At 70.8% G+C, this 12,897-nt stretch carries 23 protein-coding genes; 17 read left to right on the top strand and 6 right to left on the bottom strand.

The genetic code is table 11. From position 1 onward, the window contains the following. Positions 1–59: 59 nt before the first annotated feature. From ACVW19_RS01510 to ACVW19_RS01485, 6 genes are all read left to right on the top strand, one after another. On the top strand, positions 60–662 hold the full coding sequence (locus ACVW19_RS01510; protein WP_457455812.1) for a hypothetical protein: 603 nt from the start codon (positions 60–62) through the stop codon (positions 660–662). 172 nt (positions 663–834) lie between these two features. Further along, the gene (locus ACVW19_RS01505; protein WP_457455810.1) at positions 835–1,188 is read left to right on the top strand and encodes a hypothetical protein; all 354 of its coding nucleotides are present in this window, start codon (positions 835–837) and stop codon (positions 1,186–1,188) included. Next, positions 1,185–1,397 (top strand): hypothetical protein, encoded by a 213-nt coding sequence (locus ACVW19_RS01500; RefSeq protein ID WP_457455809.1) that lies wholly within the window; start codon positions 1,185–1,187, stop codon positions 1,395–1,397. The genes ACVW19_RS01505 and ACVW19_RS01500 overlap by 4 nt, the downstream gene beginning before the upstream one ends. A 50-nt stretch (positions 1,398–1,447) precedes the next feature. Continuing rightward, complete coding sequence (locus tag ACVW19_RS01495; RefSeq protein ID WP_457455808.1) at positions 1,448–1,789, top strand: hypothetical protein; 342 nt, start codon at positions 1,448–1,450, stop codon at positions 1,787–1,789. Positions 1,790–1,827: 38 nt separating this feature from the next. Next, positions 1,828–2,247, top strand: coding sequence for a hypothetical protein (locus ACVW19_RS01490; RefSeq protein WP_457455806.1), 420 nt, complete (start codon positions 1,828–1,830; stop codon positions 2,245–2,247). Between the two features lie 77 nt (positions 2,248–2,324). Continuing rightward, positions 2,325–2,582 (top strand): hypothetical protein, encoded by a 258-nt coding sequence (locus tag ACVW19_RS01485; protein ID WP_457455804.1) that lies wholly within the window; start codon positions 2,325–2,327, stop codon positions 2,580–2,582. A gap of 123 nt (positions 2,583–2,705) precedes the next feature. Here the strand turns inward: ACVW19_RS01485 and ACVW19_RS01480 are convergent, their stop codons facing one another. The 5 genes from ACVW19_RS01480 to ACVW19_RS01460 all read right to left on the bottom strand — a co-directional run bounded on the left by ACVW19_RS01480 (position 2,706) and on the right by ACVW19_RS01460 (position 5,400). Then, positions 2,706–3,026 (bottom strand): type II toxin-antitoxin system PemK/MazF family toxin, encoded by a 321-nt coding sequence (locus ACVW19_RS01480; protein WP_457455802.1) that lies wholly within the window; start codon positions 3,024–3,026, stop codon positions 2,706–2,708. Positions 3,027–3,037: 11 nt separating this feature from the next. Continuing rightward, positions 3,038–3,802 (bottom strand): hypothetical protein, encoded by a 765-nt coding sequence (locus tag ACVW19_RS01475; RefSeq protein WP_457455800.1) that lies wholly within the window; start codon positions 3,800–3,802, stop codon positions 3,038–3,040. 134 nt (positions 3,803–3,936) lie between these two features. Then, on the bottom strand, positions 3,937–4,365 hold the full coding sequence (locus ACVW19_RS01470; protein ID WP_457455798.1) for a hypothetical protein: 429 nt from the start codon (positions 4,363–4,365) through the stop codon (positions 3,937–3,939). 210 nt (positions 4,366–4,575) lie between these two features. Beyond that, positions 4,576–5,001 (bottom strand): hypothetical protein, encoded by a 426-nt coding sequence (locus ACVW19_RS01465; protein ID WP_457455796.1) that lies wholly within the window; start codon positions 4,999–5,001, stop codon positions 4,576–4,578. Between the two features lie 63 nt (positions 5,002–5,064). After that, positions 5,065–5,400 carry a hypothetical protein gene (locus ACVW19_RS01460; protein ID WP_457455794.1) on the bottom strand — a complete coding sequence of 112 codons (336 nt, stop codon included), beginning with the start codon at positions 5,398–5,400 and terminating at the stop codon, positions 5,065–5,067. 245 nt (positions 5,401–5,645) lie between these two features. On the opposite strand from ACVW19_RS01460, the gene ACVW19_RS01455 reads away from it, so the two are divergent. The 11 genes from ACVW19_RS01455 to ACVW19_RS01405 all read left to right on the top strand — a co-directional run bounded on the left by ACVW19_RS01455 (position 5,646) and on the right by ACVW19_RS01405 (position 12,089). After that, positions 5,646–5,999 (top strand): hypothetical protein, encoded by a 354-nt coding sequence (locus ACVW19_RS01455; protein WP_457455792.1) that lies wholly within the window; start codon positions 5,646–5,648, stop codon positions 5,997–5,999. After that, on the top strand, positions 5,996–6,145 hold the full coding sequence (locus tag ACVW19_RS01450; RefSeq protein ID WP_457455790.1) for a hypothetical protein: 150 nt from the start codon (positions 5,996–5,998) through the stop codon (positions 6,143–6,145). Before ACVW19_RS01455 ends, ACVW19_RS01450 begins: the two co-directional genes overlap by 4 nt. Before the next feature lie 100 nt (positions 6,146–6,245). Beyond that, a complete protein-coding gene (locus tag ACVW19_RS01445) occupies positions 6,246–6,545 on the top strand; it encodes a hypothetical protein (protein WP_457455789.1) in 300 nt (99 codons plus the stop codon). Continuing rightward, positions 6,545–6,736 (top strand): hypothetical protein, encoded by a 192-nt coding sequence (locus tag ACVW19_RS01440; RefSeq protein ID WP_457455787.1) that lies wholly within the window; start codon positions 6,545–6,547, stop codon positions 6,734–6,736. Before ACVW19_RS01445 ends, ACVW19_RS01440 begins: the two co-directional genes overlap by 1 nt. Before the next feature lie 87 nt (positions 6,737–6,823). Next, positions 6,824–7,960, top strand: a complete 1,137-nt coding sequence (locus ACVW19_RS01435; protein WP_457455785.1) for a hypothetical protein — start codon at positions 6,824–6,826, stop codon at positions 7,958–7,960. Between the two features lie 141 nt (positions 7,961–8,101). Next, on the top strand, positions 8,102–8,788 hold the full coding sequence (locus tag ACVW19_RS01430; RefSeq protein ID WP_457455783.1) for a nuclease-related domain-containing protein: 687 nt from the start codon (positions 8,102–8,104) through the stop codon (positions 8,786–8,788). 4 nt (positions 8,789–8,792) lie between these two features. Next, on the top strand, positions 8,793–8,984 hold the full coding sequence (locus ACVW19_RS01425; protein ID WP_457455781.1) for a hypothetical protein: 192 nt from the start codon (positions 8,793–8,795) through the stop codon (positions 8,982–8,984). Next, the gene (locus ACVW19_RS01420) at positions 8,981–10,081 is read left to right on the top strand and encodes a hypothetical protein (RefSeq protein WP_457455779.1); all 1,101 of its coding nucleotides are present in this window, start codon (positions 8,981–8,983) and stop codon (positions 10,079–10,081) included. The genes ACVW19_RS01425 and ACVW19_RS01420 overlap by 4 nt, the downstream gene beginning before the upstream one ends. Positions 10,082–10,092: 11 nt before the next feature. Further along, positions 10,093–10,566: a hypothetical protein gene (locus ACVW19_RS01415; RefSeq protein ID WP_457455777.1), complete on the top strand. Its 474-nt coding sequence runs from the start codon at positions 10,093–10,095 to the stop codon at positions 10,564–10,566. Between the two features lies 1 nt (position 10,567). Then, on the top strand, positions 10,568–11,602 hold the full coding sequence (locus ACVW19_RS01410) for a hypothetical protein (RefSeq protein ID WP_457455775.1): 1,035 nt from the start codon (positions 10,568–10,570) through the stop codon (positions 11,600–11,602). A 256-nt stretch (positions 11,603–11,858) separates the two neighbouring features. Then, the gene (locus tag ACVW19_RS01405; RefSeq protein ID WP_457455773.1) at positions 11,859–12,089 is read left to right on the top strand and encodes a hypothetical protein; all 231 of its coding nucleotides are present in this window, start codon (positions 11,859–11,861) and stop codon (positions 12,087–12,089) included. Positions 12,090–12,163: 74 nt separating this feature from the next. Here ACVW19_RS01405 and ACVW19_RS01400 read toward each other — a convergent pair whose 3' ends face one another. After that, positions 12,164–12,772 carry a hypothetical protein gene (locus ACVW19_RS01400; RefSeq protein WP_457455771.1) on the bottom strand — a complete coding sequence of 203 codons (609 nt, stop codon included), beginning with the start codon at positions 12,770–12,772 and terminating at the stop codon, positions 12,164–12,166. Positions 12,773–12,897: the final 125 nt, after the last annotated feature.

Here is a 12,897-nt window from a genome sequence, read left to right as displayed (position 1 = left end):
CTGCCGCCCCTGAGGTGAATTCAGGGGCGGCAGCCCTCCCAGCAAAGCAGGAGCGACCCATGAGCGCCAGCATTGTGCTCCACTGCCAGACGACCCGCGGTTTCTCGACGTGCGCGACGTCGCTGATCACTGACAGCCTCACCGTCGACGAGGCCCGCGTGATCGGCGCCGGGCACGGCTGGCGGCACGTCAACGGCTGCGACTACTGCGCGGCCTGCTCGGGCAGCACCATCAAGCCCCGCGTCATCGTGGCCGCCGCCCCGGCCGCCGACGCCCGGGTGCGCGCGGACCTTCGCCTGCAGACCGCCGAGTCGACCCTGCTCGCCCTCGTCAACGGCGCCACCGGCGGCAGCTGGAGGTACCGGCCCGAGAACCAGTGGACCGACCCCGGCCTCCGCTACGGCGAGGAGTTCGTGGCCGCCGGGCCCGCCGGCCGGCCGGTGTGCGTCGCCTCCACCGGCCCGGCCGGTGACCCGCAGTCCATGGCCGACGCCTCCTACATCGCCACCGTCGACCCGGACGTCGGCCGCGCCGTCACCGCGGTCCTCCACGAGGCGTTCGAGACCGTCCACCAGGAACACGGCCTCGTCGACACCTCGCTGGCGCAGGCCGCCGTCGACCTCGCCGACGCCATCCTGCGGCCGAAGGACCGTGATCACTGAGATGGCCGCACTCCGAGCCGCGCCCACCGCGGCGGCCCACACACCACGTCGCCCGCATGAAGGAGCTGCTCATGAACCCGCTGACGCTGGCGATCCTCGCCGCGCCGCTCGTCAGCACCCTGACCGCCATCGGCTGCCGGCGCGCACTCCACAGGTGGCGGAGGTGGGCCGGGTGACCCGCACCGCCAAGACCCTCGTCGTCATCTTCGGCCTGGCCCTCTTCGCCAGCGTGTCGAAGGGCGGCCAGTTCATCGGCGAAGCCCGCTGGGGGCACGCCGCCGCCGCGTACGCGACCGCCGGCCTGTGCCTGGCGGGCCTGCTGCGCGAAGTCGGCCATGTGTGGCCCGACGACACACAGGACCAGCCTCCGGCCGTCCGTAAGCCCGGCGTGTGCGCCCGCATCAACGCCGCCCGCCAAGCCCGCCAGGCGGCCCGCAGCATGCGATGCGGCTGCGACCGCTACTGGTCGTCGGTCGGCACCGAACACGACCGCTGGTGCCCGAAGTTCCGGCGGGACAGCACATGAGCGGCCCGGCCGGAACCATCCACGAGTGCCCGCCCCCGGGCGGTTCGTTCACGCCGTGCTGCCTGGCCCTCACCAGCGACCTGCCGCGCACCGACCTGCTCACCACCGACCCGGGCCGCGCCACCTGCACCCTGCGCCGGACCGCCGAGCTGAACGTCGACACCGACGACGGCGAGTCACCGTTCGGCTGGCGCGAACCACTCACCTGACCCCGGCAGCCGGACTCCCGGCCGCCCCTCCTGGAAGGAGCCACACACCGGTGACGCCCGAACAAGCCCGCGCCGCACTGCTGCTGACCGGCCGCCTCATCCAACGGCACGGCCTGACCGTCGAGGAGGCCGTCACCGCCGTCGCCCAGAAGCAACGCAAGGAGACCGGCCCGCACACCCACCTCGTCGCCGCCGAGGCCGCCGCAGTCATGAGCGAAGCGACCGCCACGCTGCGTGCCTTCACGGACGCCCTCCGGCCCGCCGTCGAAGCCGCCGCAGCCGCGATAGCCGCACTCGTCCGCACCCTGCAGACCGCACCCCAGCCGGCCGCCCGGACACGGAGGGACCGGCCCGCCTGGGCCTCCCCGTACGGGCCGCCGCGCCGCCGCTGACCCACCCACCCAGGAACCCGCCCGACAGGAGACCACTCATGCAGCACCACCCCGCACCGATCCTCGACGAACGCTGGCAGGGCTTCGAGCTCGCCCGCGACGACGAGTTCCGCTACGTCTGGATCTGGCAGGGCTTCAACATCCGCCTGATCGCCGTCCCCCACGGCCCGGACAGTGATTGGCGCTACGAACACGGCTGGTGCTACCCGCGCGACCCCGAGCTCGTCGCGAAGGCGGTCGCCGACTGGGACCCGGCCACCCAGGACGAACCGGCCGGCTGGCACAAGCGGCCCACCGGGCCCGCCCGGCAGGCCCCCAACCGCGACGCCAACCCCACCTACAACCGGGCCCGTTGCGTCCACGGCTGCTACCTCGGCGAAGGCTGCCGCACCGTGAACTGCCGCGAAGCCCTCGACCACCGGGACCACGCCCGGCCCACCACGGAAGGAACACAGTGAGCACAACCGACGCAGTCGGCTACCTCGACTGCCACGAGCCCCCCGCACAACCCGGCCAACACGAAGGAACCGACCCGATGACCATCAAACTGCTCGAGGAACTGGAAACCACCAGCAAACGGTTCTCCATCGCACCCAACCAGGCCGCCGACCTCGACAGCGGCCGGACCGCCGAGGAGATCACCATCACCTGGCAGCGGACCACCGGCCAGGCCCCGGCCATCCTCGTCACCGCCCCGGCCGGCCCGGACGGTTGGGCCACACCCATCCCGCACCGGCCCTCCTGGCTCATGAACCTGATCGTGAAGGAGGCACCCGCCTGGTGGCTGAGGTGATCCACCTCGCCAGCCAGCCCACGACAAACCAAACAGCAGACGGCCCCCGCCGGAACACCTCCGGCGGGGGCCGCCCCCTTCACCAGGCGCACGGCCAGAACACCGACCCGCACCCTTCGGAAACTAGTAGTCCAGGTTCACACGGAGCCCGAGGAACCTCCCCAGCGCGTAATCCACCTCGGCCATGTCCGTACCCGTCAGATGATCAACTGGATCACCGAACACCCACGCCGTATCGATCGTGCGAATCTGGTCGACCAGGACCACCGTGGACCGGCCCGCGATAGTCAGCCGCGGCCTGAACACCGCCCCCTGCGCACTGGTCGACGTCGGCGCAATCACCGCCGTCGACCAGCCGTCAGGAGCGCTGCTGAGACAGACACCCAGCCGCTTCCCCCGCTGCTCATGACCGCGTTTCGCGTCACCGAGATCGACGCGGTACACCGCCCCCCGGATCACCGCTTGTTGGCCCGACGAGCAGCAGCACGCAGACGTGCCAGCTTGGGCGGCGTAGAAGGCTGACGCCCCTCGGCCAGTCGACGGACAGCGGCCCCGGCCGCGACAGACAGTCCCTTCAACGCGCCCGTCTCGACGCCACCGACGTACTTGCACTCGTAGAACACGCCAGCGCCGTCATCCGACGAGGTGAAGAACGTGTTCGTGACAGCAGCATCGCGACGACTGGGCCGCACCTCGGAGGCCCGCGTCGCATCCCGCGCCGACCGGCCCCTCTGCTCCAGCAAGGGCCCCATGCGGGACAGATCACCCCGGGTATGGCCCGGCATGTGGCTCATATTCACCAGGTGGACGTCCTGGGGCAGCCCCTCCACAGCGACAGACGCGTCCAGAACCGTCCAGGTTTCAACGTCCTCGCGCCCCTGGAAGCTGGACCCCTGAAAGACACGACCCTCTCCGTGCGGCCGGTGCTCGCCAGAGTCCTCCATCTCCCGGAACGTGACAACCCTCGGACGAGACTCGGCCTCGCCACGGCGATCCTCGAGCTGGCCGTCCTCGTCGAACCCCCAGTCATCCGACTCGTCGGACAGATCCTCACCGCTCGCCGCGATCCGCTCCATGTCCTCACGGGCCTGCTGCTCCCACCGGTCCCGATCAAGAGCACGCAACGCACGACGCAGGACATCAGAGGTCGATTCATCAGGGCGTTTGTGGGCTTGGATTATCTCGTTGTCCTCTGGTGTAGGACGGAATCCAATGCTCATAAACCGAGCGTACAACAAATGTAAAACACGGGCAGGTCCCAGCGGCCGACTACCCGAAACAGCCCCCCTCCCGAGCCACAGCGGCCCCCGCCGGAACACCACCGGCGGGGGCCGCCCCTCCCCGGGACACGCGGTCAGGACGCGTACCGAGTCACCTTCGTCACCTTGCACTTCAGCTCGGCCGGCACACCCGACGACAGACCAACGGCCTTCTCCTCCGCCGCCTGCCCCGACGCCAGGTTGTTCAACGCCGCCGTCCCCTCAGCCTTCCGCGTCCCCGACCCATCGACGAACTCCACGCTGATCACGTAATTCGACGACTTCGAGCTGTGATTCGTCACCGTCAACTCAGCCTGCGGGAACGTCCCCGTGCCGTCCATCCCGCACCGCGTCACCTCGACGTCATCCTCCGGCCGACGCTCCTTCGGAGCCTCAGCCTCCGACTTCCCCGCGGACACCGCCGAGCCCTTCCCACTGTCCGCGGCCCCTCCGCCGTCGCACGCCACCACCAGCGACCCCGCCGCCAGCGTCAGCCCCGCAACCAGCAACCCCATCCTGCGCATCCTGCTTCACCCTCCGTTAATGATCGGAAGCCGAACGTAGCCCTCCCCGCCGTCGCCACGCCAAGCCGGACCACCCCCACGGGGAAGCGCTCGACCACCAGAACGGGCCCACCCAGGGAACGCGACAGCCCCCTCGCCATCCGGCGAGGGGGCCGCCACGCACCCGCTACGCTCCGCCCCGGCCGGGCGGACGTCCACACCGCCCGGCCGTCACTCGAAGTAGACGGGCCCGGTCCGGCGGCCGTACGACTTCACCTCGCCCCGCAGGATGGCGTCGACCACGTACCGGGGCGCACCGTTCGCCGCGGCGGCGCCCGACATGATGCGGGCCCGGTGCATCGGGTCCTCGCGTGCTCGCCGCCGACACTCCTCCCGGTAGGCCGCCGACCCCATGACGTTGTGGGCGGGCGCCTCATCCTCGATCGCCGCCATCTCGGCGTGGTAGGCGTGGGCCCGAGACGGGCGCCAGTCATCCGTGCGCCGAGCGACCAAAGGCCACCACGGCTTGTCACGGTGGCGCTTGCAGCGCTCCTCCGGGTCGTACGCGGACCCGACGTAGAGCAGCGTGCCGTCCGCCGCCCATAGTCGGTAGACAGCGGCTGGCCGTTCCTCTGTGGACCTGTTCGCTACGCTCACCGCAGCGCCTTTCTTGCTCTTGTGTGCTAGGGCCGGGCGACCTCGCTCGCCGCTCGGCCCTCCCTATTCGCTCGCCGGGGGGTCGGGTTTCGCGGCCGAGGTCCGGCCCTTACGACCGGTCTCGCCCGCCTCGATCTGCTGCACGCGGGCGACGGAAATTTTCAGCCGCTTTGCGATGTCGCGGTACGTCACCTTGTTCGCACGCATCTGGCGCACCGCGTTCTGCCGCAGCTTCCTCAAGGCCGGCTGCTCGTCTGACCAACTGGACAAGAGCAAGCCGGCGCCCTCGGCCTGGCTCGCCGGGTCGTCCAGCTCTTCGAGCCGGGCAACGGCGGCCTTGATGGCGTCGACCAACTGCGTCACCTCCTCCACGACTGGCTGTTCGCCCTGGTCGGACACAAAGGCTCCCCTCAACACCCGGGAGCGTCGTTGCCCCAATGTACAGGGACCCTGTACAGTCCCGCTATGTAGGGCCAACGTTCCCGGTCCTGCCTACAAGTCGGCCCCCGGTCGGGGCCTGAGAAACGCCGACCGGGGGCCACGTCAGATGGAGCTGACGCATGGCACATCGTAGTGATCGACGTCCCGGAGTGAACCGGGACGTCTCCGACGAACACAGGTCCAAGGCTGCTGAGGCTCTCGCGTTGGCTGCGGGGCACCTGGCGACGGTGGACCCGGACGCCCGCTTGTGCGGCATGAGCTTTGCCGTGCTGGTGGGGGCGAAGGTGTACGACGTCGGTGGCCGGAGCGGTACGGGCGGCGGGGTGCGTATCTCGCGCTTGGCGCTGGAGGCCATCGGTGAGGTGCCGGCGGGTGTGACCCGTGTGGAGTTCGCGGTGCAGGTCGCGGAGGCTGCGGGGGCGCTGGGTTACGACTGGTCGGCCGATGACAACCGTCGGGTGATTCCCCGGCATCCGGTGCCCGGTCCGCGTGAGAGCGACGAGAACGGCCGTGTGCCGGCTCCGCGTCGCGAGCAGAGGGCGCAGGTGGCCCGGTGAGTGCGCGGAGCGAGCAGGAGCGGGCGCGTCAGGCGTACGCCGACAACCGCGAGAAGCGGCAGAGCGGCGACGTCCGCAGGGTCCAGGACAACGCCCGGATCGACGGCAGCAACACGTCCGGCAGGAACCCGGGGGGTGCCCGGTGACCTGTTGCGGAAAGCAGATGGTCCGCGAGGGCGGGCAGTTGGTGTGCAAGGGCTGCGGGAGCTGGTTCGACGGGTTCCTCCGGCTGCTTGGGGGTGCCTGGTGAGCGGCGTCGACTTCAAGAGCGTGGCCCGGCTGCTGGCCGCTGCCGCGAACGCGATGGAGCGGAACTCCAGGCTGAATCTGGACCAGGCTCTGCGGCGGGTTCTCTGGGGCGATGCGCGGGCGCCGTACCCGGGCGACGGTGAGCCGGGTGCGGCCCTGTACGACGAGGCCCACACGGCGATCGAGGCCAAGACCGGACGGCAGGGCTGCGGCATTGACCGCATCCCGGTGGAGGAGGCGATCTCGGCCGCCCGCGAGGAGGCCATCCGCTTCCACCGGTTGGGAGGTGGCTGCTGATGGGCGCCGGTAAGTTCCTCCGCTCCCTCGTGCCCGGTGACGACGTGGCCCTGGCCAAACGGGACTACAAGGGCCAGCCGTCCGCGAGCGATACGGCCGCCGCTGCCCGCCGCAAGGGGCACCGCAAGAAGGTCGCCAAGGAGGCGGCCAAGACCCGCAAGGACGCCGGCCGGGACATCCGCGGCAGGTGACCTGACAGACCGGGCGGGCCGCCCTCCACTTCTCCGGGGCGGCCCGCCCATTCCCCTGTCGACCCCACGAACCCGAAGGGCACAACGATGACCGACACCCCACACGAGCAGCAGCCGCGCGAGCCCGGCGTGCGCTACCGCCAAGAGACACGGTGGCGGACCGTCACCACCGTCATCGACGGGGTGCCGTCGACCCACGAAGAGCCCTACTTCGTCGACGTGCCGATCCCCCCGAAGGACTGGGAGACGCTCGTTGAGCGCGGCCTGTTCGTGTGGGCCGTCGTCCTGGTCGCTGTCGCGTTCGCGGGGACCTGCGCCAGTGTCGGCGGTCTGTTCTCGGAGCTGCTGCACCCCGGCGTGGCCTACGCGCTGGGTGTGGTGTTCACCGGGTCCTGGCTCGGCTGCATGGGCCTGGAGTGGCTGGACGGCCGTATCGACTCCACCCGCGTGATCGCTGCCCGGGTGGGCGGCTGGGTTGCGCTCCTCCTCGGCATGGGCGCTGTGTTCGTCTACGGCTACAGCCGTGGCCTGCCCTGGGTCGGGGCGGCCGGCGCGTGCCTGGATCTGCTGGCCAAGGGGTTCTGCACGCTGCTGCTGCGCCGTTCCCAAGTGGAGCTCCCTCGGGGCGTGGCCACTTGGGTGCGCCACCAGGAGGAGCGGGAGGCCGGCCGCGCGGTCCTGGCCGGGAAGATCGGCAGGCTCAACCGGTACGCGGCGTACCGGCGTGCCGTGGGTGGCCAGGAGGACCGGGCTGCTCAGGCCATCCTCGCTGCGGCGGAGGGCCTGGCTCGCGCGCTGCCGGATGCGTCCGAACGGCGTCCGGACATGTCCGCGATGCCGTCCGCGCCTGTCCAGCAGTCTGCCCCGGCTCCGGCCGCTCCGGTCGCGCCTCCGGCCCCGGCTTCGTCGCCCGTATCGGCTGCGCCGGTCCCTTCGGTCCCTCCAGTCCCTCCGGTGGAACCGTCCGCGCCGACGTCCGGACCGCGTCCGGACGCGTCCGGACAGGACCCGGAGGAGGCCGAGCAGGAGCCGCCGCTGCCGTCTGTTTTGCCGATGGTGCCGTCGATCCGGCAGATCGTCATCAAGGCCCTCGACGAGGACGAGGAAATCTCGGACGAGGACCTCGTGGCCCGTGTCCGTGAGGTGCACGGTGACCGGCCCAAGCTCGCCGAGACCGTCGCCACCTACCGCCGCAAGGAGATGAAGAAGCGGAGGGCCTCGTGATCCGCACTGTCCGGGGCGCCCGGTGGCCTGGCCCCGCTGGGTGAAGGCCGGGGCCGGTCACGTCGTGGCCGGTCTCGCCTTCGCCGCCCTCCTGCTCCTGGTCGTCTCCCTCGTTCAGATCCTCGTGCAAGGAAGCCCCTGATGTCCCTCCTGCTGGCCGCGGCCCTCATCGGCGCTGCGATCTATGCCTGGAACCGCCTGGGACAGCCCGGCCGCCGACCCAGGCCGGGCACACCCGGCGCTTCGGCGCTGGCTCGCGCGCAGGAACTGCGCACGCCGCTGGTCCGCCTGGCGACCGCGCTGGGCATCCAGACCCGGGCCGCTCGCCTCGCCGACCGCTACGAGGCCGGGGGCAGGGGAGAGCAGTACGTTGCCGGGCTCCTCGCCGAGCTCGTCGACGAGGGATGGGTGTTCCTGTACGACCGCCGCCTGCCGTCCGGCTCGACGAACATCGACATCCTCGCCATCAGTCCGCGCGGCCACGTCTACGTCCTCGACCCGAAGAAGATGTCCACCCGCTGGACGGTCGAGGTCGACGGCGGCCGGCTCTGGCACGGCAGCCAGGACGTCACCGGCCGGCTCGACGGCCTGCACCGCGGAGCCCGCGCCGTTCGCAGTCTCCTCAGCGTCCAGCCGGTGCCGATCGCCATCGTCGACGGCCGCCTGGCCAACGGCCGCGAGTACCGCCTGAACGGCGTCCGCATCGTCCCGGCCACCCGCGCCTGCGCTGTGCTGCGCCGCCTCGACGCCGAGCGCCTGTCGCGTCGGCGCCCCGCCAACTTCCCCGACATTGCGGCCCGACTCCTGCCGCCCTACACCGGAAGGTGACCCCGTGGTCGACCTTGCCCTGATCATGCTCGCCGTCCTCGCCGGCCTCTGCCTGATCGTCATCGTGTCCATGCGTGGCGGCTGGCGTATCGCCGGGCGCATGGCCGTGCTCGGCATCGCTGTGATCTGCGTCCATCTGGCCGTCATCCGGCTCGCCCCCACCGTTGGTGACTGGCTCGCGGGGGTGCTCACGTGACCGCCGGGCCCGACGAGCGCACCCTCCAGGCCATCCCGGGCGGCGCAGGCATCGACCAGCCCGCCCCGGACGACCGTGACGGCGAGGAGCGGGTGCGGCAGGACCTGCTGCGGCTCATGGGCGTGGGCCCGTACGCCGCTGCAGGACCGCCGCCGCCCTACCCGCCGACCGTGCCCGCGCCCTCGGCCCCCGTCGACGTCGACCAGGAGCTGGAGGAGGGCGCGGACCATGAGGGTTTCTCGGGCTGGCTGCGCGCCAAGCGGGCCGCCCGCCAGGAGCCGCAGGACCCGGAGGCGGACGACGACGGCGAGGACGAGCCCGCCGCCCCGGCCCGCGCGGCCAACCGGCTGCCCGAGTGGTGGCGGACGGACAAACCGCACCTGGGCGACGCGGACGAGCTGGGCGACGTCGCCGCCCCGGACGACGCGGACGAGCCGGGCGACGTCGCCGAGAAGGGCGGCCAGGGCGAGCCCGCCGAGCCCAAGGAGCAGGAACCTGGGCCGACCGAGCCGGTGAAGGCGGCTCCGGTACTCAGTGGACTGGTGCAGAAGGTCACCGGTGGCCCGAAGCGGACTCCGGTCCGAAAGTCAGGGGAGGGGGCGGCCGGTGACCGGCGCCTGCGGATCCTGGCGTTCAACGGGACCGCGGCGGGCCTCGGCTGGTTCTTCGGCCTCGTCGACGCCATCGCCATCTACCTGCCCGCCGCCGAGCAGGCCGCTGTCGGCGTCTTCGAGCTCGTCCTCGCCGCAGTTGGCGGCTGGACCGCGTGGAAGTTCGGCGGGACATCCGTCGTGCACGCCGTCTTCAAGGAGAAGACGGTGCTGTTCCGGGTGATCGTCACCGCGGGCACCGCCGAGATCGGCCGCCGCCTCGCCCCGGTCCCCGTGGCCTACCTGAACGCTTACGGCGAGGAATGGGGCCTGGGCCCGTCGGCGGTGAGCCTCCTCATCACCACGGTCGGCATCTGCGGCTGCCTGTGGTGGTTCATCGACCGCCGTATCCGTCACTGGCACTGGGGCTACCGCTGGCTGTTCCGCGTCCCCCTCTCCTCGGCCCTCCTCGCCTGCCTCCCGTACTCGAACGGCCCCGTCGTCTGAAAGGCACACCCGTGCACGCCACCGTCGTACTCGCCGCCGCGCACGCGGCCCCCGGCATCAACGGCATGCAGTTCCTCGGCCCGATCACCGTCACCGGGTTCGCGGCAGCGTCTGGTGTCTGCCTCATCGCAGGCCTCCGGGGCAGCGACCGCATCGAGATCCGGAACAAGGACCAGGCCCTCATCTGGGGGTTCATCACCGGCACGCTGTGGGTCGCCGCCGGTGGGACGTGGGCCGACTTCGCCAACGGCCTCGGCGACGTCGGCAAGAGCATGACGACCGACACCGGCCTGGGTGACCCGGGCCTCGGCGGCTCCGCAGTTCTCATGCTGCTGATCGCCTGGGCGTGGCCGTGGAAGAAGCGCATGATCTGGCCCGCGCTCCTCGGCCTCATGGGCGCGGTGCTCGCCGGACAGGCCGGCGGGCTGCCCGGTATCGCCGTCAGCCTCATCCGCTCGATCGTCGCGAAGATGTCGGGAGGCTGACATGGCCGTCGACCTGACCAAGCCGCCGCCCCCCGAGCCCGAGCCTGGCCCCGAGCCTGAGCCCGGCCTCGAGCCTGCGGCGGTCGAGGAGGAGTGCGCGCGGCTTACCGCACGCGAGGAGCTGATGGTGCCGCTGAAGGCCTTCGTCGGGGCGGTGGTGGCCGGCAGTCCGCTGCTGGTCCGCCGGATCGCCGGGGCCGTGTGGCGGGGCGTACGGGAGGCGTCGCAGACCCAGAGCAGCACTGCGAAGGGCGGCGAGGCCGCCGACGACGAGGGGAAGACGCCGCCCGCGAAGAAGGGTGACGAGCTGGGCGACATGATCGAGCGGCTCGTCCTCGGCGCCTTCGCGGTCGCCGGCGCGTGCATCGTCGCGACCGGCGTCCTGGGAGTGGCGTGGCGCTACCTCGCCCCCTACAGGGGATGGGTCGTCCTCGCGCTGATCGTCGGCTGGTGCCTGACCGCAGCAGCCATCGCCCCGGCACCCGAGGACGAGGACACCACCGAGAACGATCATGAAGAAACGGCGGGGGAGGAGCCCCAGGAAGAGGAGCCGGAGGACGACGAGGGAAACGCCTCGGAAAGCGACGAAGAAGCAAGAGAAGCCCGCTGGATTACCGCACAGGAGAACCTCCTCCTATTCGTCGAGCAGCAGGTAGCCGCAGGCGCGGCAGGCCATACCGAAGGCGTGAAGGGAAGGGGTGCCCGTGTCGATGACCTGCTCGCCGAGTTGCAGGCGAAGGGCGCCCTTCCGGGCCTGGAACGGAAAGGCATGATCGAGCTGCTCGAAAAGGCCGGAATCACAGTCCGTGAGCAGATGAAATTCCGTGTGCTGGAGGAGACCGTGGCGGGCTGGAAATGGAAGCAGAGGAACGTCCCCGGCGTCCACGTCGACGACCTCACTCAAACCCTCGGACGGCCCCCTCGATTGCCCATCCGATTGGTGCCCGATCTCACCCCCGGCGCACCCCCCTTTCTGGCCCCGGATTCGGGCCAGGAATCAGCCTCGATCCCGACCCCCCGGGCGGCCGGAGAATAGGCCCGCCCGGGGCCGCCGTCCCGGCCGGCGCCGGGGCCACGCAGGGGAGCGGCGCAGGGTTGCCCCTCCCCCGCCCCGAGAGGGGCCCCGGTCGGCTACTACCTACCTGGTAGAGGCGGCCTACTACCAGGACCTACCAACCCATACCGAGACGAAGTGGGCACACCTTCCCGGATGGTCACGCAGCGCGCTACCCTCGTGACGCGCCGCGAGCAGACTCTGCGGCGGAGGCGTAGATCAGTCCAGGGGGCCGCAGATGCACCGCTACGAATGCGGGAACTGCAATCTTGTTTCCGACCCGTTCGTCCTTCGGTATGGCGCCGAGCGGTACGGCCAGAAGCACCGCGACAAGCTGCATCACGGAATGCACCCGCGGAACGAGGCGATCCTGACCGGCGGCGGCCAAATGCCGCAGGCTGGCGAGTGGAGGGTCGTCGCGATCTTCGCCGTCATGGTTCTCGCCGGGCTCGTCTCGAAGATGCTGTAACCGCCTCCTCCCAGAAACACCGGAAGGGCCGCGCACCCCCGTCGCGGCCCTTCCGGCTTTTCCCGTCAGGTGGGCTACTTCTCCACGATGGCCGGATCGGCGCCCGGCTGCTGGATGTACCAGGCGTAAGGGACGACGACCCTCGTCGGGCGGCCCTTCTCCTTGATGACGACGTGCTCGCCTCGCCTGCGGAGGCGGGGCACGTCGTGTGCACGGGCAATGAGCCGAACCTGTTCCTGGGCCCACGGAACGTGCTCGGCCATCTCGGCATTCGTCAGGGACGGGTTCGCCCTCAGGTCGTCGGCGATGGCCTTCTCCAGCTCCTCGCGGGCCTTTTTCTCGCCGTCGACGGTCAGGTGCCAGGCGGCGAGGAGGTCGCGGAGCCGCTCGCTGGGCGTGTAGACCGGCGGGTCGCCCTCGCTCTTGCGGTGCCGCTCGCGCGGCGGCACGTTCCGACCCTGCATGAGGAGACGGAGCATCTCGGCGGTCCAGGGGACATGCTCGGCGAGCGTCGGCAGGCTCAGCTGTCGGTTCTCCGTCAGCTCGAGCGCCAGGCCCGCGTTCAGGGCCTCGCGGGCCTGCGGCTCCGTCTCGTGGAAGGCCTTCTCCCACGCAGCGAGGCGCGTCAGGAGGTTCTCGCTGGGCTGGTAGCGGCTTGAGGGCGGGCTGTCGGTGGTCGCCATATCGCGAGTCTTACACAAGACGTCCGGGATAAACGTGGGACGTAGATTAAAAGTCAGGAAAAACCCGCTGTGACCTGCGCCTTTGATGTCCAAACGAGGTTGGACAGAGGTGGGCCGGGGAGGGA

The sequence above is a fragment of the Streptomyces sp. TE5632 genome (genome assembly GCF_054061295.1).
The sequence above is the reverse complement of the archived record's forward strand: the minus strand, read 5'-3'. Positions and strand labels throughout refer to the sequence as shown.